The 23,305-nt window shown below is 36.2% G+C and carries 21 protein-coding genes; 14 read left to right on the top strand and 7 right to left on the bottom strand.

Features of this window, described 5'->3' with window-relative positions:
- Positions 1-204 precede the first annotated feature (204 nt).
- Complete coding sequence (gene glgP, locus IPI31_11985; GenBank protein ID MBK7568533.1) at positions 205-1,911, top strand: alpha-glucan family phosphorylase; 1,707 nt, start codon at positions 205-207, stop codon at positions 1,909-1,911.
- 508 nt (positions 1,912-2,419) lie between these two features.
- Here glgP and IPI31_11990 read toward each other — a convergent pair.
- From IPI31_11990 to IPI31_12000, 3 genes are read right to left on the bottom strand one after another with little or no spacing between them, the layout of a single operon-like run.
- Positions 2,420-2,680: a hypothetical protein gene (locus IPI31_11990; GenBank protein MBK7568534.1), complete on the bottom strand. Its 261-nt coding sequence runs from the start codon at positions 2,678-2,680 to the stop codon at positions 2,420-2,422.
- 2 nt (positions 2,681-2,682) lie between these two features.
- Positions 2,683-3,162, bottom strand: coding sequence for a YkgJ family cysteine cluster protein (locus IPI31_11995; GenBank protein ID MBK7568535.1), 480 nt, complete (start codon positions 3,160-3,162; stop codon positions 2,683-2,685).
- A gap of 8 nt (positions 3,163-3,170) precedes the next feature.
- Entirely contained in the window at positions 3,171-3,545 is a 375-nt protein-coding gene (locus IPI31_12000) for a DUF3127 domain-containing protein (GenBank protein ID MBK7568536.1), read from the bottom strand.
- 326 nt (positions 3,546-3,871) lie between these two features.
- Between IPI31_12000 and IPI31_12005 the strand changes: the two genes are divergently transcribed.
- Positions 3,872-4,249, top strand: a complete 378-nt coding sequence (locus tag IPI31_12005; protein ID MBK7568537.1) for a hypothetical protein — start codon at positions 3,872-3,874, stop codon at positions 4,247-4,249.
- A 78-nt stretch (positions 4,250-4,327) separates the two neighbouring features.
- A complete protein-coding gene (locus IPI31_12010) occupies positions 4,328-5,200 on the top strand; it encodes a PD40 domain-containing protein (protein MBK7568538.1) in 873 nt (290 codons plus the stop codon).
- Between the two features lie 532 nt (positions 5,201-5,732).
- On the opposite strand, the gene IPI31_12015 is transcribed toward IPI31_12010, so the two are convergent.
- Complete coding sequence (locus IPI31_12015; GenBank protein ID MBK7568539.1) at positions 5,733-6,962, bottom strand: T9SS type A sorting domain-containing protein; 1,230 nt, start codon at positions 6,960-6,962, stop codon at positions 5,733-5,735.
- 230 nt (positions 6,963-7,192) lie between these two features.
- Here IPI31_12015 and IPI31_12020 point away from each other — a divergent pair, with 230 nt between their 5' ends.
- The 7 genes from IPI31_12020 (at position 7,193) to IPI31_12050 (ending at position 15,164) form a co-directional block, all read left to right on the top strand.
- The gene (locus IPI31_12020; GenBank protein MBK7568540.1) at positions 7,193-8,590 is read left to right on the top strand and encodes a hypothetical protein; all 1,398 of its coding nucleotides are present in this window, start codon (positions 7,193-7,195) and stop codon (positions 8,588-8,590) included.
- Positions 8,591-8,657: 67 nt separating this feature from the next.
- On the top strand, positions 8,658-9,386 hold the full coding sequence (locus IPI31_12025; protein MBK7568541.1) for a (Fe-S)-binding protein: 729 nt from the start codon (positions 8,658-8,660) through the stop codon (positions 9,384-9,386).
- Positions 9,387-9,447: 61 nt separating this feature from the next.
- Positions 9,448-10,113 (top strand): phosphoadenylyl-sulfate reductase, encoded by a 666-nt coding sequence (locus IPI31_12030; GenBank protein ID MBK7568542.1) that lies wholly within the window; start codon positions 9,448-9,450, stop codon positions 10,111-10,113.
- Complete coding sequence (locus tag IPI31_12035) at positions 10,110-11,036, top strand: NAD-dependent epimerase/dehydratase (GenBank protein MBK7568543.1); 927 nt, start codon at positions 10,110-10,112, stop codon at positions 11,034-11,036. Before IPI31_12030 ends, IPI31_12035 begins: the two co-directional genes overlap by 4 nt.
- Positions 11,037-11,054: 18 nt before the next feature.
- A complete protein-coding gene (locus tag IPI31_12040; protein ID MBK7568544.1) occupies positions 11,055-12,959 on the top strand; it encodes a RecQ family ATP-dependent DNA helicase in 1,905 nt (634 codons plus the stop codon).
- Positions 12,956-14,041 (top strand): glycosyltransferase, encoded by a 1,086-nt coding sequence (locus IPI31_12045; GenBank protein ID MBK7568545.1) that lies wholly within the window; start codon positions 12,956-12,958, stop codon positions 14,039-14,041. Before IPI31_12040 ends, IPI31_12045 begins: the two co-directional genes overlap by 4 nt.
- Entirely contained in the window at positions 14,028-15,164 is a 1,137-nt protein-coding gene (locus IPI31_12050; GenBank protein MBK7568546.1) for a glycosyltransferase, read from the top strand. Before IPI31_12045 ends, IPI31_12050 begins: the two co-directional genes overlap by 14 nt.
- Here IPI31_12050 and IPI31_12055 read toward each other — a convergent pair.
- Positions 15,133-15,819, bottom strand: a complete 687-nt coding sequence (locus tag IPI31_12055; GenBank protein ID MBK7568547.1) for an ATP-binding cassette domain-containing protein — start codon at positions 15,817-15,819, stop codon at positions 15,133-15,135. The genes IPI31_12050 and IPI31_12055 overlap by 32 nt on opposite strands.
- A 94-nt stretch (positions 15,820-15,913) precedes the next feature.
- Between IPI31_12055 and hemE the strand changes: the two genes are divergently transcribed.
- The 4 genes from hemE to pgi all read left to right on the top strand — a co-directional run bounded on the left by hemE (position 15,914) and on the right by pgi (position 21,016).
- Complete coding sequence (gene hemE, locus IPI31_12060) at positions 15,914-16,939, top strand: uroporphyrinogen decarboxylase (GenBank protein ID MBK7568548.1); 1,026 nt, start codon at positions 15,914-15,916, stop codon at positions 16,937-16,939.
- 227 nt (positions 16,940-17,166) lie between these two features.
- The gene (locus tag IPI31_12065; protein MBK7568549.1) at positions 17,167-18,453 is read left to right on the top strand and encodes an HlyC/CorC family transporter; all 1,287 of its coding nucleotides are present in this window, start codon (positions 17,167-17,169) and stop codon (positions 18,451-18,453) included.
- A gap of 40 nt (positions 18,454-18,493) precedes the next feature.
- On the top strand, positions 18,494-19,348 hold the full coding sequence (locus IPI31_12070; GenBank protein MBK7568550.1) for an N-acetylglucosamine kinase: 855 nt from the start codon (positions 18,494-18,496) through the stop codon (positions 19,346-19,348).
- 12 nt (positions 19,349-19,360) lie between these two features.
- Positions 19,361-21,016, top strand: coding sequence for a glucose-6-phosphate isomerase (gene pgi, locus IPI31_12075; protein MBK7568551.1), 1,656 nt, complete (start codon positions 19,361-19,363; stop codon positions 21,014-21,016).
- 14 nt (positions 21,017-21,030) lie between these two features.
- Here the strand turns inward: pgi and IPI31_12080 are convergent, their stop codons facing one another.
- Positions 21,031-22,509, bottom strand: a complete 1,479-nt coding sequence (locus IPI31_12080; protein MBK7568552.1) for an NAD(P)H-hydrate dehydratase — start codon at positions 22,507-22,509, stop codon at positions 21,031-21,033.
- Positions 22,506-23,282 (bottom strand): C40 family peptidase, encoded by a 777-nt coding sequence (locus IPI31_12085; protein MBK7568553.1) that lies wholly within the window; start codon positions 23,280-23,282, stop codon positions 22,506-22,508. The genes IPI31_12080 and IPI31_12085 overlap by 4 nt, the downstream gene beginning before the upstream one ends.
- Positions 23,283-23,305 lie beyond the last annotated feature (23 nt).

Genomic DNA, 23,305 nt, shown 5'->3' on the forward strand with positions numbered 1-23,305 from the left:
AAGTTTGATCTAAACGAGAGCTCCAAATTCTCAATTCTCCATTATTTTAGAAACTATTCAGTTCAGAATTAAAATGTTTAAAGCTTTCGTATCATCAAAATTGTCAATTGTCAATTGTCAATTGTCAATTTTTTTTCCACCGCGCTCATTTTTAAAGTATTGCTCCAATACATATATTCGCCCCGTTAATCAGAGCAATTTCAGATGATTCATTATCAAACTTGGCAATTACCTTATGCAGTTAACCCTGCATTCAAGCAGCGCACAGCCTATTTCTGCATGGAATTTGGGATCCATCAGGCATTGAAAATATATAGCGGGGGTTTGGGATACCTTGCGGGAAGTCATATGCGCAGTGCATTTGAACTCAAACAGAACCTTATTGGAATTGGAATTTTATGGCGCCACGGATATTATGATCAGGTACGCGACGATCATGGTTTTATGGCAGTTCAATTCCAGAAAAAATTATATACTTTTTTGCAACAGACTGATATTCAGTTTACTATGAAAATAGATGGCAAAGATGTCCAGGTAAAGGTATATTATTTACCACCCGATGTTTTTGGTTCGGCACCCATGTTTCTGATGAGTACAGATTTTCCGGAAAATGAGGAGGAGATCAGAAAATATACTCATAAACTTTATGATCACGATACAAATACGAGGGTAGCACAAAATATGATCCTTGGGATAGGCGGCGCCACTGTTGTTGAAATGCTTGGCGGAGCTGATATTTATCACATGAATGAGGGACATGCTCTCGCGATGACCTTTTATCTTTTCAACCAGTTAAAAGACGTTGATAAGGTGAGAAATAAAGTGGTTTTTACAACCCACACACCGGAAAAGGCGGGGAACGAAGAACATGATATCAATTTATTAAATACCATGGGATTCTTCAGTGGTGTTCCTCTGGAATTAGTTCGCCACATTACCAAAACAGAGGGTGATATGCTTGGATACACTCCATCCTCCCTTTATATGGCAAAAATTGCTAATGGGGTTAGTCAGTTGCACGGTGAAGTAAGTAAAGAAATGTGGAAGGATTATGAAGGCACCTGTAATATCATCAGCATCACAAATGCGCAGCAGAAGAAGTTTTGGGCGGATAAAGAATTGAACCAGGCCTATGTTAACCGCGATGACGATGGTTTAGTGATGATCAAAAAAGAACTAAAAACGGAGTTGTTCGAGGTTGTCGCAAATCAGACCGGTAAGATTTATGATCCTAACGTATTTACAATTGTTTGGGCACGTCGTTTTGCTGAATATAAAAGAGCTAACCTTTTGTTGCGAAATAAGGAGCGTTTCCTGAATTTTATCAACAATACCAAATATCCGGTGCAGATCATTTGGGCCGGCAAACCTTATCCATTTGATCATGGTGCCGTAAGTACTTTCAACGACCTCATCTCATTCTCTCAGGATCGCCAGAACCTTTCGGTTTTGGTGGGTTACGAGATAGGATTGAGTTATTTGTTAAAAAGGGGGGCAGATGTTTGGCTCAATACACCTCGTCGCCCTCGTGAAGCCTCCGGTACCAGCGGAATGACCGCCGCAATGAACGGAGCAGTTAATGTGAGTGTATTGGATGGTTGGATTCCTGAATTTGCCAAACACGGAGAAAATAGCTTTATAATTCCTCCGGTTGATCATAATTCTATGGATACTATATCCATCGACAACCTCGATTATGAGAACCTGATGAATGTGTTGGAAAATGAGGTAGTTCCTGCTTATTACGACAATCCTAAAAAATGGTTAGGCATAGTAAAAAACAGCATGCATGATGTTTATCCGTATTTCGACAGCGATCGTATGGCAGGCGAATACTATCAGAAAATGTATCAGTTTGCCTATAATCCGGTGGATAGGTTGTTGAATTCGGTTTTGGAGAAGAAGGATTAGTGGGCAGTGGCAGTGGCAGTGGCAGTGGCAGTGGCAGTGGCAGTGGCAGTGGCAGTGGCAGTATTTGCGGCGTAAAATTAATCTAATCCAGGGCTTTTATAAATAGGTGAGTGGTGAATAGGGAGTGGTGAGATTGACTCTCGAGTGCCGGATGTTTTTACTCCTGACTAATGACTCTTGACAATCATGAGGCGTGAATCGTGAATCGTGAGTCCGCTTTCGATAGCCGGATGTTTTTACTCCTGACCAATGACTCCTGACAATTGGTAATCAAACTATCTACGCCCAATTGATTTTCCTCCGTAATGAACTCAGAACTGAAACATGTAGTGATCGACGCAGGAGATCTACTAAATGTCAGAACTCAGAACACAGAACTGAAACATGTAGTGATCGACGCAGGAGATCTACTACATGTCAGAACACAGAACACAGAACTCAGAACACAGAACTGAAACATGTAGTGATCGACGAAGGAGATCTACTACATGTCAGAACTTAAAACGAATCAAACAATCCCACCCCTCGTAGCAAAAATCTTGGCTGCACGTTGCGCATCTTCCGACATTTTTTTGAAGGTTGAATGGATATCGGCCAACATTAAAGGGGTAAAAAATTCCTTCAATTCTTCCCAATTACTAAAATCTGCTTCGCGAAATTTGTATGATTGTTCGAAAAGACCCGCTTCAATTTTAACGATATACTTTTCGCTCCAGCTAAAAACGCTGATCTTAAAAATCGGATGGTCAATGGAACCTACTATTCTCATAATTATGGAATTTGTTTTGAAATGGAGTTTAAAATAGGTACAACTGCGGGACAGATCTCCGCATTAACTAAAGTGAGTTCAGCGATCTGATAGATCTTTTTGCGATTAGTGTGTGGGTATTCACTGCATGCTTTTGGTCGCACATCATAAATACTACATTTATTATCCGGAAGTAAGAAAGGGCATGGGATAGTATAAAATACCCAATCACCCTCTTCATCCAACAATAGATATTTGCTTACAAACTCGTTTTGTTTAAAGTGAAGATGTTTGGATATTCTCTCCATATCCTTTTGCAGGATGATAGGCGAATGCGTTTTGCAACAATTTGCACAATCCAGACAATTGATCCCTGAAAAAACCTCATCATGCACCTCGCTGATCAAATCGTCGTAATTACCTGATTTGCGTTTGCGTAAGGTTGCAAATAATTTACGATACTGCGTTTTTTGCGCAGCCGATAATTTGCCGGGAATTTGCATTTTCAAAATCAGAATGGAAGATCATCTTCTCCTTCCGGAAGCGGAGTTGATTCAACAACTGGCTGACTAACTGCCGGAGTAGATGTGGATTCAGAAAGTTTTTCCATCTTCCAAACATCCAGATTTACGAAGTAACTCGTGCGACCTTCTTTTTCCCATTTTGATCCTTTGATGTTAAAGGTAACCTTAACATCATCACCAACTTTATAAGCATCGAGCAGGGCACAACGATCCTGAATTAATTGAAATTTGATAGTATCGGTAAACACGCGGTCGCTGGCCGTTTCTGTCTTCTCAACAACAAATTCTCTCTTCTTGAAAGTGGCAGATACTTCCTGCGTTGGAAATAGTTCCAATAATTTTCCTGATAATTCGTATGGCATATGAATTTTTTTCAAAGATAATTCGATTTATTCTATCCTAAAAATTAGAAGCTAACATAAGTGGTGGAAATTATAAAAGCGGCTTAGCTATTGATTCAATTGAGTTTTACGATTTAAAAGGAAACAAAATCTGAAAATACTGTGCGTTGGAATCAAAAGGATGTTATTAATGATCGAAAAAAGAAAAATTGTTATTGCAATTTCCAAGAAGGAGCAATGTTAAGAAATAATGAAAACCCGCATTTGGCAATGTAAATTTAATATTAATAAAATGCGTATTCTATGTAAACACAGCGTTATATTTGTGTTAACAAAAATCGCAAATTATGATAGGCTGTATTATAAACCTGATGTTGTTAAGCTCCCCGATCCAAATGCCGGAAATGGCAGCTGCGGAGCTTTCCTCTCAAATGATCGAACTTCCCGGTGAATTAACGGAGGTGATCTATTTAGATGAAAAGGGCAATCTCGTGCAAAGAGGTTATATGATAGATGGAAAAAAAACCGGAACATGGATCACCTATAATGCAAAAGGAGAAATTACTGCTAAAGCAAATTACGAGAACGGAGAAAAACAGGGCAAGTGGAAGATTTATAACAATGCCGGTGAATTGGAATACAAGATATGTTATAAAAACAATAAAAAGGTTTGGGCACAACAATATAATACTGAAGGCGAATTGACTGCCTTTACCTATAAATGATTTTTCATTGTTAATTGCAATTACACCCGGTTCGCAAGGCCGGGTTTTTTTATGTACTTTTGAGAATAATTATCTGATATGAAAAATATTTGTTTGGGTCTTCTGATCATTTCATCAATATTGCTAAATGCGCAATTACCTGAATTTGAGATCTATGGTTCGAAATTGATAAACAATAATGGAACATTGCAAATTACAGATGTAATTAATCTTTCCAATCACGATGGATATGATAATCAGCCTTCATTTACTCCGGACGGTAAAATGATCTATTTTTCTTCTGTAAGAGATGGTATTCAATCCGATATTTATGCAATTGATCTCAGCGATAAATCAACGCATCAAATTACGAATACATTGGAGAGTGAATATTCGCCTGTGTTCACAAATAATGGAAATTCATTTATTGTTGTAAGAGTAGAAAAAGATTCGGCACAACGAATGTGGGAATTTACAAAAGATGCCTCTTCACAAAAAGTGATCCTGCCTAAAATTGATAGTGTTGGATATTACTGTAAGATAGACGAAAAACAATTTGCATTTTTTATGGTGACAGAACCTTCAACTATGGTAATTGCAGATGCAAAAAAACAAACCACCATCACCATCGATAAAAATATCGGGCGGTGTATTAAACGTATTCCGGGAGAAAATGCGATCAGTTATATTGTAAAAAAATCGGAAAAAGAATGGGTTATTAAAAAATACGATCTGGATAAAAACATAATCAACATCATTTCCATTATTCCACCTGTGAGTGAAGATTTTATTTGGACAAGCGACAGTAAAATATTAATGGCCCGCAATAATCAATTCTGGATTTACGATTACAAATCTGAATCACCCGAATGGAAAATGATCTCAGAAATAAAAGAATTATCCGGCAAAAAAATCTATCGCCTTGCATTAGCTGCTGATGGGGTAACGCTTGCGTTTGTAGCAGATGAGTAAAAAGAATTGATAATTGACAATTGACAATTGAGAATTGGCGCAACTGCATAGGATGGTAATTTCACTTTCAAATGGAGAATATTCAACACTCAGAAGCATGTCAGTAGTTATTAGTCAAGAGTAAAAAGGTCCATCCTTCGAGAATCAAACTCATTACTCATTACTCATTACTCATTTTCGTGAATCATCAATCGTGAGTCCGTCCGATCAAGGAATGGAGCTACTTATTCGGACATCAAACTTTAGGTTGTCGAGGAGCATACTCACTACTCACCCTTCACAACTTCCCGTCAATAGTAATTAGTCAGTAGTAAATACTTACTTCGAACGAGAGGCAATCTCAGTAATCACTCACCACTCACCCAAAGTCAGCAGTCAATAGTCAGGAGTAAAAACATCCGGCTATCGAGAGGCAATCTCAGTACTCACTACTCACCACTCACCCATAGTGAAGCGTTATTAATCATGAGTAAAAACTATCGGTAATCGAGAGTCCAACTCATTACTCATCACTCATCACTCATTCAATTCCTCATTCCTTCACGAATGATTTCAAAATATCAAACCCTGAATTAATTATACGTGCATGATAAATTCCGCCTGGTAATTTTTCCAGTGGTATATCAATTATATAATTTACAGAAGTATTTAACGAATAAACATTTTCTCCAAGCGAATTCAAAATTTCTATTTGTGTATCACCATTTAAAAAATGAATATCCAAACTAATAAATTCACCTGCGGGATTTGGAAATAATTTTATTTGTTCAGCGAAATTATTTTCTTCAATTCCATCAAGATAAATATCCAATTGATCACTTAAAGCTTCACAGCCCTCTGCTGAATAAACGATCACTGAATAAGTGCCGGTTTCTGTTGCAGTATATGTTGAAGAGGTAGCACCCGGAATAATTTCACCATTCAATAACCATTGGTAAGTAGTTCCTCCGCTGGCAGTTAAAGTTGCTCCGGTTGCTGTAATATCAGTTACAGGTAATGGTGCTACGAAAACAGTAACAGTATCAATTCCTGTGCATCCACCTGCATCAGTACCCGTTAAAAAATAGGTAGTATTTGCGGTTGGGAAAGAATAAGGATCATCAATATATGGGTTATCTAAAAAATCGGTAGGGAACCAGCTATAAGTTAATGCTCCTGCTCCACCTAACTGAACACTATCTCCAATACAAATTGTTTGATCCTGTCCGGCATCTACTGTGATAGAACAAGCAGCATCCACACAACAATTACCTCCATCGCTCATATCATAAGAACCGCTCAAGATGCCATATTGAAAATAACCGTAGCGGATACTTCCACCCAATTCGGTAATAAAATAATCTGTAGCCTGGTCTACTGTATTACATCCTCCAGGGATATAAGCTGTATCACATTCGTATGCGCAAACCATATAATCGTTGCCATCTTCATCAAATAAGGTAACGGGAGGATACATTAAAATGTCTACCAGTCCTGCATCAACACCTGTTACACTTGTTGTAAGATCAGCATTATAACCAGCATATAATACCTGAGTTACATTCGAGGCATATGCACCTGTAATTGTTACATGAAAATCCGCATAAGAACACAATCCAATCCGGATGTCAGGAATGTTTTCATCAATATTGATCGTAAAATCTCCACCGTCATAATTGGAGTAAATGATCAAATTACCGGCAGGGTTGCAAATGCCTTGTGCGTTTAAGTTGAATAAACAAAAGGTAATAGCAATTGCAGAGAGGAGTAAGTTTTTTTTCATAGTTATATTTTGTACCTGTCAAATATAAGGGTTTATTAAATAATTTAATATTTACTTTTTGTTAATTATTGAACACCTTTTTGGGTATGCGAGTGAGGTGATTTTCACCCCCATTTACATTTCTTTTACAATTAAAGTATCAGTCGCGCATTGCAGGTTTATAGATTTGTGACTTCGTGAACTAATTGGAAGTATGCATGAGAGTGGGGGAGCACACATATAAAATTCTATTGACCTTATTTTTAGCCGGTATTTGCTGTATCCCGGAGGCTGAAGCCCATGTAAAATGGTTCACCGACGGAAGTTATGCCGACAGGCCTTTGAGACTCAGCGAAGTTACCGAGGGCAGATTCTTTTATGGATTACTGGCACTTTGTTTACTAGTGGTTATTCTTGGGGTTTGGTTGGACAGCCGAATTTCTAAATCAGGTTGGTATATTAAAATTGATACCTGGCTTGAAACCAGAAAGTCGTTTGCACCCATCGTTTTACGAGTGGCAGCAGCAATGGTTCTCATATTATCATGGCAAAGCAACGCAATGATAGTTCCCACCATTCCTATTCCAAAAGAGTATGCGTGGTTAGGATGGTTTCAATTTGTACTTGCATTTTGTTTACTTATTCCCAAATTGGTTCCTGTTGGTGGTTTAGGTATTGTGTTGATCTGGATAATGGGAAATATCACACTGCATCCCTTCCACATGCTGGATTATCTGATGATCGCAGGATGTGGTATCTATTTGATATTCAGTAGTTTGCGAAATGCAAAATTCCATGATATCGGTGTTGTGATCTTATATGCCACCGTAGGTTTCTCCCTTTGTTGGGTTGCTTTGGAAAAATTCATTTATCCTAATTGGGCGCTTTTCCTTATCAAGGAACATCCAAAAATTGCCATGGGGCTCAATTTTAATTTTTTCCTTGAATCCATTGGTTTTGTTGAGTTTGGACTCGGTTTTTTGCTTTTGATCTGTTTTCTTCAGCGGCCATTGGCAATCACCATAACTATTGTATTTTTCATAACATCCTCCATTTTCGGTAAGGTGGAGATCATTGGGCATACCATGATACATGGCGCCCTGATCGTTTTTCTGTTGGAGGGCCCGGGGAAATACTATATAAAACTCAGGGAGAAATTTAAAAATGTTTTTCGAAGAATGGCCTTTGCAGCTATCACTTTTGTTGCACTATTTGCCTGTATGGTGATGGGTTATTCTGAATTAGCAAACAATAAATACGAAAAAAAATTAGAGTTTTTAGCAAAAAAACCGAATAATCAGGGTGGACAATTAGAGTTAGCCGGTTACCCGAAATCTGAATTGCCTAGTATTTGGATGGAAATAAAAAAGGATGCTGTTAGTGGATATAATATTCAGTTCAATACCATAAAATTTGACTTTACACCTGATAAGATCAATACAGAACATGTTATGGGTGAAGGGTTTGTAAATTTATACGTGAACGGTGAAAAAGTATCGCGAGTATATAGTGATAAGTTTCATCTCGATCTTAAAGAACCCGGCACTTACGAAATAGTGGCTACACTTAACACCAATATGCAAAGTGAATATTGTGTGAGAGGCACTCCCATCTCCGCCAAGGAAAATATCATTATAGATGATAATTAGATATGGCCTTATTATATGTTGAAAAGGCTGATGTCTTTTTAACTCCTGTTTTATTACATTTGCCAATATGACTGAAGTTGATATTTTCATTCCTTGTTTTATTGATCAGCTGTTTCCTGAAACCGGGTTTAATATGGTGAAGGTTTTAGAAAAGGCAGGTTGTAAAGTACACTATAACCCAAATCAAACCTGTTGCGGACAACCATCATTTAATGCCGGCCATTGGAAGGAAATGGAGGATGTAGGAAAGAAATTTTTAGCGGATTTTGCTAATTCCGATCGCTCGGTTGTTGGTCCTTCGGGCTCCTGCGTTGGATTTGTGCGAAATTTTTATGGCGAATTATATGCGAATACTCCGGTGCATAACTACCACAAAAATTTAAAGAAAAATCTCTTCGAATTCAGTGAATTTATGGTGGATGTGCTAAAAGTGACAGACCTGGGTGGAAAATTAAAAGCAAAGATCACTTATCATGATGCGTGCGGTGCATTAAGGGAATGTAAAATAAAAGAGGCGCCAAGAAAACTTCTTTCCAATATTGAGGGTTTAGAGATTGTCGAGATGCAAAATTCGGAAACCTGTTGTGGATTTGGTGGAACCTTTGCAGTTAAATTTGAGCCAATTTCAACAGGAATGGCAGATTCAAAGGTAAAAGATGCATTGGCCACCGGTGCAGAATATATTGTTTCCACAGATTATAGCTGTTTAATGCATATTGACGCGTATATCAAAAAACAAAATAAGAACATCAAAGTAATGCATCTTGCAGATCTATTGGCCTTGAGTTTAGGATGAATTTCCATTTTGTTTTTTTGAAAATAATTCCGTTAGTTAATTGTTATCTAAAAAATATTTCATGACCTCCTTTGCAGAAATTGAGTTGCAGATAAATAAATATAAGGAGCAGGGACTTTCGCTTTTCAGCAGTTCTTCTTTTCAAACCCATAGTACGGTTTTATTGCATTTGATATCCAGGATCGACAAAAAAATTCCGGTTTATTTTCTGCATACCGGATTTCATTTTCCGGAAACTATTATCTACAAAAATCAGATCACCGAGTTGTTCGGTATTAATACTATAGATTTAAAATCATCCACACCTAAATTAATGCAAGTGGATGAACACGGTAAATTTCTTTTTACTAGCGATCCCGATTATTGTTGTTATTTAAATAAAATACAACCATTAGAACCGGCATTAGATAGTTTTGATGTCTGGATAAACGGCGTGCGCGCTGATCAAAATTCCAACCGGGCCAATTTTAATATGGAAGAAAAAACCAATCACAAAGCGTTTCGTTTTCATCCTATGTTGGAATGGACAAATAAAATGATCTATGCATATATCAGAGAATTTAACATACCTAAACATCCACTGGATGAAAAGGGATATTTAAGTGTGGGTTGCGAGCCATGTACGCGCAAGATCGACCCTGAACTTATGCTTGATGAACGACAAGCAAGATGGTATGGTATGAATAAAACAGAATGTGGTTTACACACAGAATTAATTAAAAAATGAATATTTTAATAACAGGCGGCGCCGGATATATTGGATTTGCATTGGCAGAAAAACTTGCTGAAAATCCGGCAGTGGATAAAATTGTATTATACGATAATTTAAGCAGGCACAATGAAAATGTTTTTTTTGGTAAACTGGTTCACCCTGAAAAATTTCACCTTGTTCGGGCAGATATATTAGACGGCAGAAAATTAAATAATGCTTTAAAGAATATTGATATTGTTTATCATCTTGCAGCTAAGGTAATTACTCCTTTTGCAAATCAGGACCCTCATTTTTTTGAGCAGATAAATCATTGGGGGACTTCTGAATTAGTTGATGCCGTGGAGAAAAATAGCATTAAAAAATTAATTTATCTAAGCAGTGCATCTGTTTACGATAGAATAGTGGAGGAGGCAACAGAAGATACTATCCCCAACCCAAATACTTATTATGGGATTTCTAAATTGAGGGGCGAAGAACATATTCATAGGTTACTGAATACTTCATCAAAATATATTATAAGATGCGGAAACGTATACGGTTATAGTAAATCTATGCGTTTTGATGCGGTGATAAACAACTTCATGTTACAGGCTAATTTTGAAAATAAGATATCCATTCACGGAACCGGAGCTCAAACCAGAGCTTTTATCCATATTGAAAACGCCGCAGAAGCGCTTTCAAAGTTAGTGGATGCTGAAATACCCTCCGGCACTTTTAACCTTGTTACAAAAAACCTTGCGGTAAACGATATTGCAGAAGCCGTTCTGGAACTTTATCCATCTTGCGAACGAATATTTGTAAATCAGCATTTAAATCTTGGCAGCATAAAGGTTAGTGTAAAATCTACACTATGGGAGCATATTTCCATAAATGAAAATTCGTTGTTGGAAGAACTTTTGGCATTTAAAGAAAAATTTGCTTTCGCAAGAAATAATTAATTATTTGATCACAAAGTAATGCAAACAATTCATACCATATTAAAACAATATTACGGGTATGATCAATTTCGTCCTTTGCAGGAGGATATCATTAATTCAGTTCTTGCAGGACAGGATACTCTTGCGCTTTTACCTACGGGCGGAGGAAAATCATTGTGTTTCCAAATTCCGGCATTATACATGGAAGGCATTTGTATTGTTGTAACTCCCCTCATTGCTTTAATGAAGGATCAGGTACACAATCTCAAAAAAAGAAATATTGAAGCAATTGCGATCTATAGCGGCATGAGTTATAAAGAAACGGATGCAGCTTTGGATAGTTGCGTTTATAAAGATATTAAATTTCTATATGTTTCTCCTGAACGTTTACTTACCGAAATGTTTCGCGAGCGGGTAAAAAAAATGAAACTCAATTTGATCGCAATCGACGAAGCGCATTGTATTTCACAATGGGGTTACGATTTCAGACCACCATATTTACAAATTGCAGAGTTGCGACCATTATTTCCAAGTGTACCCGTTATTGCGCTCACTGCTTCTGCAACTACAAAAGTGTGTGAGGATATTCAGGATAAACTCCAATTTAAAAAAAGAAATATTTTTCGATCGAGTTTTGTGCGTCCGAATTTAAGTTTTATTGTGCGGGAAACCGATAACAAAGAAGAAAAGTTAATTGAAATTTTGCGCAATGTTCCGGGGACCGGAGTTGTATATGTTCGCAACAGAAAAAAAACAAAAGATATTGCAGATTTCTTGCTCAGAAAAAAGATCAGTGCAAATTTTTATCACGCTGGTCTTGAACACGAAGTGCGAAACACAAGGCAAGAGAATTGGATAAATAACAAGACCAGAGTAATAGTTTGCACCAATGCATTTGGCATGGGCATCGACAAACCCGAAGTGCGCATAGTGGTGCATCTGGATATTCCGGAAAGTTTGGAGGCGTATTATCAGGAGGCTGGAAGAGCTGGCCGTGATGGATTTAAAGCCTATGCCGGGTTATTATTTGATGAACATGATATTATTGCACTGAAAGAATTTTTGGACAAACAATTTCCAGATATCACCTTTATAAGGAATGTGTATCACCAGTTGGGAAATTATTTTCAATTGGCATTCGGAGCAGGAGAGGGAGAAAATTTTGATTTCGATCTCATGGAATTCTGCAAACAATTTCAACTGAAACCTGCAGAAACAAAAAGTGCCTTAAAAATAATCGAGCAAAATAATTATATTTATGTAAGTGATGCATTAAATAAACTTTCCGGTATTTATATCCCCGTTGACAGAGAAACTATTTATCGGTTTCAAATTGAGAATAAACAATTTGAGCCAATAATTAAATTGATATTGCGAACCTCACCCGGTGTTTTCGATAATAGTATGCCTATTCATGAAAGAGAGCTCGCTTATCATTTATCCATAAGTATTGAAAAGCTGATAGAGATTCTCCAATTTTTGCACGATCAGGGAGTTCTGGAATATACACCCGTGAAAACTAGGCCACAATTAACGTTTGTTGCAGCACGGGTTAATGCAACGCAATTGAATATAGATCAAAAACTTCTCGCACATTTAAAACAAACGGCTGAGATCAGGTATCAGGCTATTACTTCTTATGTGAGAAACAAATCGGAATGCAGGGTTAAAAATTTATTGCGTTATTTTGATGAGGAAACTGAAAATTGCGGACAATGCGATATTTGTGTCGAAAAAGGAAAGTTGGATATTACTGAAAAGGAATTTGACCTGATATATAAATGGATGGAAGAACAACTAAGAGCAAAAATTATGATGCCCGAAGAACTGTTCAAATTAAAATTACCGGTTAGAAAAGAAAAGGTTGCAGATGCCTTGAGTTTTTTAACAGACAATAAAAAAATAAAACATACAAAAGATAATTTACTTATCTGGTGCGCATGAAAAAAATAGTTTTTACCGTTACAAATGATATTACCTACGATCAGCGGATGGAACGTATTTGCACCTCCCTCAGCAGTAATAACTATGATGTTACACTTATTGGATTTTATAAAAAAAGATCAGTAAAACGGGAAAATAAACCCTATAAACAAATACGATTGTCCGTTTTTTTTAAAAGGGGAAAATTATTTTATCTGGAATACAATTTTCGTTTATTTTGGTTTTTACTTTTTAAAAAGTACGATATTTACTGCGGAATTGATCTTGACACGCTGCTGCCGGTTTATCTAAATGCAAAATTGAAAGGTAAACCTTGTGTTTATGATGCACATGAATATTACACCGAATTGCCCGAGATAGTAGACCGTCCATTGATAAAAAAAATGTGGACCCAATTAGAACGATGGTTATTACCACGGATTAAATACAATTATACCGTAGGTTTCTCTATTGCTGAAGCTTTGTCAAAAAAATACAAACAGCCTTATATAGTGATAAGGAATGTTCCGGTATTGTCTGAAAATCAACCCACAATTGCTAAACAAAATTTCATTTTATATCAGGGAGCTTTAAACAAGGGCAGGGGATTGGAGAATTTGATGTTGGCAATGGAAAAAATTAATGCCCAATTGTATATTGCGGGAGAAGGTGATCTTTCTAAAGAATTAAGATATTTTGCATCACAATTACCCCACGCTAATAAAATTCGATTTTTAGGATATGTCCGGCCGGCTGAATTAAAACAATATACCCTGCAAGCAAAACTGGGCGTTAATTTTATTGAAAATATGGGATTGAGTTATTACTTCTCTCTCTCCAATAAATTTTTCGATTATATTCATGCAGGATTACCGCAGGTAACGATGAATTTCCCCGAATATAAAAAATTGAATGATCAATATCATGTAGCTTTGTTAATAGATGATCTCGAACCGATCACGATTGCCAAAAATATAAACCAATTAATTTCGGATGCAACATTATATGAAAATTTGAAAAATAATTGCAGGAATGCAGCACAGGAATTAAATTGGCAAAAGGAAGAGAAGGATCTTATTAAATTTTACAATGACATCCCCTGATAGACATATAAATATCATTTCCTTTGATGTGCCTTATCCGCCGAATTATGGCGGAGTTATTGATGTTTATTATAAAATAAAGGCTTTGTACAATGCAGGAATAAAAGTACATCTGCATTGTTTTGAATACGGAAGGGGTTCTGCTATGGAATTAAACACCATTTGCGAAGAGGTTTTTTATTATAAACGGGAAAAAATGTGGAAGGGTTTTTTATCGGATAAACCTTTTATCGTTCAGACAAGAAATAATAAATTACTTAAAAATAATCTCCTCAAAAATAATTATCCAGTTTTGTTTGAAGGATTACACTGTTGTTATTTTTTAGGAGATGAATTTTTGCGCGGACGGCTCAAGATGGTGCGCATGCACAACGATGAGGCTAAGTATTACCTCGACCTTGCCAAAAGGGAAGATCGGTTTGCAAAAAAGATATATTATTTTGCGGAATATCGCCGCTTGTTAAAATATGAAAGGGTATTGCAATTTGCAGATATTATTTATTGTATATCTCCAAGGGAAACAACACTTTATCAAAATAAATTTCGTGGCGTGCAATATCTCGCACCCTTCCATGGAAATAACCAGCTGAACATTTTGGAGGGAAAAGGAAATTATATTCTTTACCATGGCAACCTCGATGTGAGTGAAAATAATGAAGCAGCCTTATATCTGGTAAAAAATATTTTTAATAAATTAAATTTTCCTTTTATCATCGCCGGAAATGCTCCTTCAGCGGAATTATATCAGGCTTCTGAAAATCTGAAACACATAAATATAGTTGAAAATCCCGATGATAAACAATTAATGAAACTTATTCAGGAAGCCCACATTAATTTACTCCCTACATTTCAAAACACCGGAATAAAATTAAAATTATTAAATGCTCTGTTTAATGGTCGTTTTTGTATCGTGAATAGTATGATGACGGAACATACAGGTTTAGAAAAATACTGTGAAATAGCAGATGATCCACAAATGATGAGCGAAATTATTTCCCAAAAAATGGAAACTATCTTTTCAAGTGAAATGATAATCCAAAGATCTGCACTTCAAAATGAATTTTCAGATAAGGAGGAAATAAAAAAAATAATTACACAGTTGCAGCTTGCCCTTCCTGAATAAGTTGACCATTTAGTGTGCGCAGAATTCGCATTGGAAATTTTTCCAGAATATTATAATTATGTGTTGCCATTAAAATGGTGGTATTATACTCTTTATTTAAAAAACGTAAAAGCTGCATAATATCATCAGAAGTTTCAGGGTCAAGATTTCCTGTTGGCTCGTCGGCAATAATTGCAGTCGGATCATTAATAATGGCTCGAGCTATTACAACTCTTTGTTGTTCGCCACCCGAAAGTTCATGCGGCATTTTAAAACCTTTTGATTGCAGGCCAACACGTTTCAGGGCTTCATCAATTTTAAGGCGAATTAATGCTTTGTCGTTTGTTCCCGTTGCCCTCAACACGAATTCAAGGTTATCGTCCACCGATCTATCCATTAATAATTGAAAATCCTGGAATATTATACCGAGTTTCCGGCGAAGAAAAGGAACTGTTTTCCAGGTAAGTGTAGAAAGGTCGAAACCCGCTACCTGTGCACTTCCTGAATGTAATTTCAGATCACCGTATATCGTTTTTAATAAACTGCTTTTTCCTGTACCCGTTTTTCCTATCAGGTAAACAAATTCTCCATGAGATATTGTAAAAGTGACATCACTCAATACCAAATTTTTGCCTTGAAAAATATTTACATCAGAAAAAATGATATCGTTATTCATATTACAAACTTTAAAGCGAAGGTAATTTCAAAAAATAGATATGAACAAAAACTTATTCACACCATTTAATAGTATTGTAACGTAATTTTGCGCGATGAAATTGGAAAACGACCTGTTAATTAGGACTGCGAATAAGGAAATAGTGGAAAGACCACCCGTTTGGTTAATGCGTCAGGCCGGTAGAATTTTACCTGAATACCGTGCCCTGCGTGAAAAAGTGAAGGGATTTAAGAATCTTGTGGAAAATCCGGAATTGGTTTGTGAGGTAACCATTCAGCCCGTTAAAGCCTTAGGAGTAGATGCGGCGATATTGTTTTCCGATATACTTGTAATTCCCGAAGCCATGGGCCTTCCCTACCAGATGGTGGAGTCGAAAGGCCCTTGGTTTGAGAAAACCATTGATACACCGGAGGATATTAAAAATCTTAAAATTGCAGATCCCGAAACCGACCTGAAATTTGTGACTGATGGTATTATTTTGATAAAAAATGAATTAAACAATAAAATTCCACTCATAGGTTTTGCCGGTGCCCCCTGGACCATTTTCTCTTATATGATAGAAGGAAAAGGGTCGAAAACATTTTCAAAGGCCAGAACATTTTTGTATCAACACCCTGAAGCATCACATCAACTTTTAGAAATGATAACTGCTTCCACAATAAAATATTTGCAAGCTCAGGTAACTGCAGGAGTCAATATTATTCAACTTTTCGATAGTTGGGCAGGAATTTTATCTCCCCAACAATACAACACCTTTTCATTGCCTTACATCGAGAGAATTTGTAATGCAGTGAATGGGGTTCCAAAAATTGTTTTTGCAAAAGGAGCATTTTTTGCGAGAAAGGCACTTTCTGATATCAATTGTAATGTGATCGGGCTTGATTGGAATATGGATATTACAGAATCTAAAAATATTATTGGAGACAAAAAAGTGTTACAGGGAAATCTTGATCCATGTGTTCTTTTTGCAGATACTGCAGTTGTAAAACAGGCTACAAATGAAATGTTGCGGCAATTCGGAACAAAACATATAGCAAATCTCGGTCATGGAGTATATCCTGATACTCCTTTGGATAATGTGAAATGTTTTGTAGATACCGTTAAGGCGTATTCTTACTAATTAATTTCGGTAAATAATGTTTGGCCTTTGAATTGCCTTCAAAATACCTGAATAGGTATTTAAAGGCGGTTTATTCGGATTGATCTGCTTTATTTTACCAATTATAATTGTGTTACAAATTCCCCACTTATATAAATTTGTGTCAAAGGAACCGCACTTAATATGTTGATATTAAGGCCTTCCCTAAAAAACAGAACCCTAAACATTGTTTATCTTTATGCCATATTATGCTTAGTGAACTGCTTATTATTTTATTGTTAATTGTGTTAAATGGAATACTTGCCATGAGCGAAATTTCCATGGTGAGTGCCAAAAAGATCCGTCTGGAAAATCTTGCTAAAAGAGGAGATCTGCGTGCGAAAAGAGCATTAAAATTGCATAATGAACCAGCTAAATTCTTAAGCACGGTTCAAATAGGAATTACCCTCATTAGTATTTTAACGGGTATTTTTTCAGGTGCAGAGATAAAATCCATAGTGGAAGGATGGTTGCTCAATATCGGGCTGGCTGCGGAATACGCCGACACCATTGCCTTAATTCTCGTTCTTATTGTGATCACATCCTTTTCTTTAATTGTTGGCGAATTAGTGCCAAAACGAATTGGAATGCGTTTCCCCGAACCCATTGCCATGGTTTTAGCGGGACCGATGTTGGTTTTATCGGGAATTACTAAACCTTTTGTTTGGTTTTTGACGAAGTCGAGTGATGTTTTGATCAAAATATTAGGTGTAAAAGCGTCCAGCGACGATCAGGTGACGGAGGAAGAGATAAAAGCTATGATCCAACAAGGAACCAACACAGGAGAGATAGACGAAATAGAACAGGATATTGTGGAACGCGTATTTCATTTAGGCGATCGCAAAATCGGAAGTTTAATGACGCATCGTGATGAAATTATTTGGTTGGATGTAAATGAGCCTCTTGAAAAAATTCTTGCTGATATTGAAAGTGAAGTGCATAGTATTTATCCGGCATGTGATACCGAATTTGATAATACCCTGGGTATAGTTTATATAAAAGATCTTTTTATTGCAGATGCAAGAAAGAGTTTAAATAATTTGCGCGACCTTGTAAAACCGGTTTTATATCTGCCTGATAATAATACTGCATATACCGTTCTTGCAAAATTCAAAGAGTCTAAGATCCATTATGCATTGATCGTCGACGAATATGGCAGAACGCAGGGCATGGTTACCATCAATGATATTTTAGAGGCATTGGTTGGTGAATTTGATGAATTGAATATGCCGGGATATTCCATAATTCCGAGAGAAGATGGCTCGTTCTTAGTGGATGCTGCATTACCATTTTATGATTTTATCAAGTATTTTGAAATGGAAGATGAGTTTGAAATGTTGGATGAATTAGAATACAATACCCTTGCCGGATTTATTCTGCATCAAATGGAAAGGATACCGGAAGAAGGAGAAAAACTGGACTGGAAACAATATGAATTTGAAATTGTAGATATGGATTCTACCCGTATAGATAAAGTTTTGTTCATGAAAAAATAATAACACTGCGCTGTTGGTCGATACTACACATAATATTGAAATGAAACTCATTGCAGACAGCGGATCTACAAAAACAGATTGGATATTAATTGATGGTAGTAATAATATAGTAACAACCTTTTCCACAAAAGGATTAAATCCCAATATTGTTTCTGATGAACAAATTGTATTTGAATTAAACAATGAAATACAATTAAAAGAATATTCCGGATCACCACTCAAACTTTTTTTTTATGGAGCGGGATGTTCAGGTGCTAATAATTTGCACCGAATGCAAAAAGCGCTTCAATCCTTTTTTATAAATGCCTTAATTGAAGTGAGATCTGACATAGAAGCGGCAGTATATGCAACTTGTGATGATCAGCCTGCCATAGTCGCCATTCTTGGAACAGGTTCGAATTCGTGTTTATTTACGGGTGAAGAAATAAAAGGCAATGATTTTAGTTTGGGTTATATTTTAGGTGATGAGGGAAGTGGAAATTATTTCGGAAAAAAATTGTTGCGTGATTATTTTTACGGGGATTTACCATCAGACCTTCAAATTAAATTTTTGGAGCAATTCGAAATATCAAGGGACGAGTTAATACAAAGAGTTTATAAAGAGCCTTTACCCAATGAGTTTATTGCGTCTTTTCTTCCTTTTTTTTCTGAAAATATAGAGCACACGTATTGTGATAATACTATTTCTTTGGGGGTTGAAGAATTTTTGCGCATCTATATTAAACGGTTTAAGGAGCATTCAAAATTGCCTATTCATTTTGTTGGGTCTGCAGCATATTATTTTGATCATCAACTTTATGAAATGTGTGCAAAACATAATTTGCGTGTCGGGAAGATATTAAAATCTCCAATATCGGAATTAGCGGAATACCATATTAAAAAATATAAATCATAGCTACTGTAAACAATGCTTCCAAAACTAGATTTTAAAGAAACCCGATCCTATCAAAAATTAAAAGCGGAATTTGATAGGATAAAAGAAAAACATCTACGCGATCTTTTTTCGGAAGATAAAGATCGATTTGAACATTTTCATATTCAAATGGAGGAAATACTTTTTGATTACTCCAAAAACAAGATCGATTCGCTGGTTTTAGATCAATTGATTTCTTTGGCGGAGGAATTAAAATTGCATGATGCAATAGAATCCATGTTTAATGGTGAAAAGATAAATGAAACAGAAAACAGAGCAGTTTTACATACGGCGTTAAGAAATTTTTCGGAGGAAACACTTAATTTGGATGGTTTAAATATTATTCCGGCAATTCGCAACGTACAGGAAAAAATGAAATTATTTTCCAATGATGTTATTTCCGGAAAATTAAAAGGATATACCGGCAAACCATTTACGGATGTTGTAAATATTGGCATTGGAGGCTCCGATCTGGGACCATATATGGTTTGTGAAGCATTAAAACATTATAAAGTTCCACATTTAAATATTCATTTTGTTTCCAACGTTGATGGAACACATATAACTGAAACACTAAAGAAATTAAATCCGGAAACTACACTTTTTTTAATTGCCTCTAAAACTTTTACTACGCAGGAAACAATGACCAATGCACATACCGCTCGCAATTGGTTTTTGGATTCCGCAATGGAGGAAAAAAATATTGCAGCACATTTTGTAGCATTGTCAACTGCAGAAAAAGAAGTAATAGCTTTCGGCATAGATAAGAATAATATGTTCGGATTTTGGGATTGGGTAGGAGGGAGATATAGTTTATGGAGTGCCATTGGTTTGTCGATATGCCTTGCAGTTGGGTATGAAAATTTTGAACAACTATTAAAAGGTGCTGAAACAACTGACAAACATTTTCGAAAAACGGAATTTAAAAATAACATTCCCGTATTAATGGGATTGATCGGATTTTGGTATACAGAATTTTTTAATTACAAAACCTGTGCAGTTATTCCTTACGATCAGTATTTGCATCGGTTCACTGCCTATCTGCAGCAAGCCGACATGGAAAGCAATGGAAAATCGGTTGATCGCAACGGCAATAAAATTAAATATTCTACGGGCCCTGTAATATGGGGTGAACCCGGAACCAATGGTCAGCACGCTTTTTTTCAACTCATGCACCAGGGAACTGATATAATTCCCGCCGATTTTATTGCTCCGGCAATATCGCTCAATAAATCAGGCGATCATCATAATATATTATTATCCAATTTTTTTGCTCAAACGGAAGCATTGATGAACGGAAAAACTGCTGATGAAGTGAAGGAAGAATTAAGAATAAAAGGATTAAGTGAAACAGAAATTAATTTTCACTTTCCATTTCGCGTTTTTGAAGGTAACAGACCAACCAATACTATATTATTAAATAAAATAACACCCTATAATTTAGGTTCTTTGATCGCATTATACGAACATAAAATATTTGTCCAGGGAATTATCTGGAACATTTTTAGTTTCGACCAATGGGGAGTGGAATTGGGGAAAAAACTCGCGTCAGCTATATTACCGGAGTTGAAAACAAGTCAGGTAGTAACATCACATGATGCATCCACTAATGGGTTAATTGCAGCAGTAAAAAAAATGAGAAAGGAGTAAATTTAATTAACCAATTAGTGCTCTAGTATAATTGCAAAACCATTTTGAATCTGTGCAATAATATCACTCGCAATTAAATTTTGACCCTCTGTTTCATTTAGTGCAATATCTCCGGCTAATCCATGCAAATAAACACCGAGCATTGTTGCATTTTGTGGAGAATATTTTTGTGCAAGTAATCCAGTAATAATTCCTGTTAATACATCCCCGCTTCCTGCGGTTGCCATTCCGGCATTACCGGTAGAATTGAAAAATATATTTCCATCAGGCAAACCAACTATTGTATAAGCTCTTTTGTACACTATAATGCAATTGTACTTTTTTGCATTTTCTGAAATTAATTCGAGTAATAAATCCCACGAATTGTATGTCCCAAATAATCGTTCAAATTCTTTCGGGTGAGGGGTGAGAATTGAATTTTTTGGAAGTATTTCCAATAATTGTTTGTTTTGGGCCAGACAATTTAATGCATCTGCATCTAACACAATAGGAAATGCGATAAGAGGGAGAATATTTTTCAGCATTTCAATTATTTCCTCCTTTGTTCCCAAACCCGGTCCAATTCCCGCAACATTGTATTTAGAATTTTTTAATTGTTCAGGAATTAAAGGAAATGGAATCGTCATTAATTCAGGATGTTCCATTGCCACTTCATCGGAGGAGATAGTTACTAAACCGGCACCTGTTGTTAAACATGCAATTCCGCAAAGCTGCGCTGCACCCGGCATACCGGCAGAGCCAGCAATTATTAATGCATGTCCATAACTTCCTTTATGCGAAAAAATTTTTCTTGATGAAATTATTCCGGTTAAATTTTCTTCAGTAATAAAGTGATACCTGGTTTCACATTTAGAAATAACATTTTGAGATAGACCTATTTTTTTTATGATCCATTCCCCGATATATTTTTTATTTTCAGGAAAAAAGAAACACAATTTTGGCAATTCAAATGAAAAAGTAATATCAGCTTCAACACAAATATGATCAGAAGGAATATCAGCAAATAAACCGGATGGCATATCCAATGCAATTTTAAATGCATCTGCATTATTGATACATTCTATTGCTTCTTTGTAAATTCCTTCCGGAGCTCTGTTTAAACCTGTGCCAAAAATGCAATCCAGTATACAATCGCATTCTACTATATGCGGAACGTCCTTTTTATTAAAAGATCTGACATTTTTTGCTGCCAATTTCAGAAGTCTGTTATAATTTAAGGTAAAATCATCACTCGCTTTTGTAATATCGCCAACAATATAGACCTGAACCTTTTTTCCTGTTAATATTAAATGACGAGCAACACATAAACCATCCCCTCCGTTATTGCCGGTGCCACAATAAATTTGAATTGATTCGAAAAAATTAAAATTAACGGTAAACCAATTACTGAATACTTTTGATGCACGCTCCATTAATTCGCTGCTGTGCAGTTCTTGGTCCCTGATGGTAAACTCATCAGCCTCCCGAATTTGTTGGGCGGATAATATTTTCATAAAACCCTTTTTATAATACGAAGTTTATGGGTGTATTTTTTTAATTCTTTATTATAAATACCATAATGATCAATATTATCAATTCTAACCGAACCCGAAGCATGAATGATCTGATCATTATTTAATATAATACCCGTATGCGTAATTTTTTCATCTTCATTATCAAAAAATGCTATATCGCCTTCCCGTGCTTCATTTATAAAATGAAGGGTCTTTCCTAACTCGGATTGCTGATAAGCATCTCTGGGGAGATTTACACCATATAATTTAAATACGATCTGTGTTAAACCGGAGCAGTCGATTCCGAAAGGACTTCTTCCTCCCCATTGATACGGTGCATGCAAAAATTTGAGTGCAAATTTTCTGATATGTTCCCCGTTGAGCAGATCCGATTTTTCATTTATCGCTTGTCCTGAATAAACGAATTTTTCTTTCCCAAGTTTAAAATTCATTCCGTCAAAATCATATAAAGTGCTTCCTATTAAAATGGGAAAACTTTTATCGTTATTAGTTATCGTAAATACTAACTCAGCAGCAACCGATCTTGTCGATTTCTGCAATTTTTCCAACTCGGTTTCACTCAAACCACGGTGTTGTTTCTCGTGTATCCAGCCGCTATAGGAATCAAAATCGGTTTTTATTCTTAACCAATTCTCCTTTTGTTCATGCACTACATACAATTCTCCGAACAGCAATTGTGTTACTTGCTCAGCTGCATGGTCGGGTTTGGATCTGACTGGTATTAAACTTTGAAATGCGATTCCGTGATACATTACTTTATTTTATTGTTGCAAAG

It is taken from the genome of Bacteroidota bacterium (assembly GCA_016706865.1).
In the GTDB taxonomy this organism is placed as follows: Bacteria; Bacteroidota; Bacteroidia; order Chitinophagales; family BACL12; genus UBA7236.

Excerpts from the sequence above, each read along its gene's own strand:
- glgP (MBK7568533.1), top strand. The coding sequence starts at position 205 with ATGATTCATTATCAAACTTGGCAATTACCTTATGCAGTTAACCCTGCA.
- IPI31_11990 (MBK7568534.1), bottom strand. The coding sequence starts at position 2,680 with ATGAGAATAGTAGGTTCCATTGACCATCCGATTTTTAAGATCAGCGTT.
- IPI31_11995 (MBK7568535.1), bottom strand. The coding sequence starts at position 3,162 with ATGCAAATTCCCGGCAAATTATCGGCTGCGCAAAAAACGCAGTATCGT.
- IPI31_12000 (MBK7568536.1), bottom strand. The coding sequence starts at position 3,545 with ATGCCATACGAATTATCAGGAAAATTATTGGAACTATTTCCAACGCAG.
- IPI31_12005 (MBK7568537.1), top strand. The coding sequence starts at position 3,872 with ATGATAGGCTGTATTATAAACCTGATGTTGTTAAGCTCCCCGATCCAA.
- IPI31_12010 (MBK7568538.1), top strand. The coding sequence starts at position 4,328 with ATGAAAAATATTTGTTTGGGTCTTCTGATCATTTCATCAATATTGCTA.
- IPI31_12015 (MBK7568539.1), bottom strand. The coding sequence starts at position 6,962 with ATGAAAAAAAACTTACTCCTCTCTGCAATTGCTATTACCTTTTGTTTA.
- IPI31_12025 (MBK7568541.1), top strand. The coding sequence starts at position 8,658 with ATGACTGAAGTTGATATTTTCATTCCTTGTTTTATTGATCAGCTGTTT.
- IPI31_12030 (MBK7568542.1), top strand. The coding sequence starts at position 9,448 with ATGACCTCCTTTGCAGAAATTGAGTTGCAGATAAATAAATATAAGGAG.
- IPI31_12035 (MBK7568543.1), top strand. The coding sequence starts at position 10,110 with ATGAATATTTTAATAACAGGCGGCGCCGGATATATTGGATTTGCATTG.
- IPI31_12040 (MBK7568544.1), top strand. The coding sequence starts at position 11,055 with ATGCAAACAATTCATACCATATTAAAACAATATTACGGGTATGATCAA.
- IPI31_12045 (MBK7568545.1), top strand. The coding sequence starts at position 12,956 with ATGAAAAAAATAGTTTTTACCGTTACAAATGATATTACCTACGATCAG.
- IPI31_12050 (MBK7568546.1), top strand. The coding sequence starts at position 14,028 with ATGACATCCCCTGATAGACATATAAATATCATTTCCTTTGATGTGCCT.
- IPI31_12055 (MBK7568547.1), bottom strand. The coding sequence starts at position 15,819 with ATGAATAACGATATCATTTTTTCTGATGTAAATATTTTTCAAGGCAAA.
- hemE (MBK7568548.1), top strand. The coding sequence starts at position 15,914 with ATGAAATTGGAAAACGACCTGTTAATTAGGACTGCGAATAAGGAAATA.
- IPI31_12065 (MBK7568549.1), top strand. The coding sequence starts at position 17,167 with ATGCTTAGTGAACTGCTTATTATTTTATTGTTAATTGTGTTAAATGGA.
- IPI31_12070 (MBK7568550.1), top strand. The coding sequence starts at position 18,494 with ATGAAACTCATTGCAGACAGCGGATCTACAAAAACAGATTGGATATTA.
- pgi (MBK7568551.1), top strand. The coding sequence starts at position 19,361 with ATGCTTCCAAAACTAGATTTTAAAGAAACCCGATCCTATCAAAAATTA.
- IPI31_12080 (MBK7568552.1), bottom strand. The coding sequence starts at position 22,509 with ATGAAAATATTATCCGCCCAACAAATTCGGGAGGCTGATGAGTTTACC.
- IPI31_12085 (MBK7568553.1), bottom strand. The coding sequence starts at position 23,282 with ATGTATCACGGAATCGCATTTCAAAGTTTAATACCAGTCAGATCCAAA.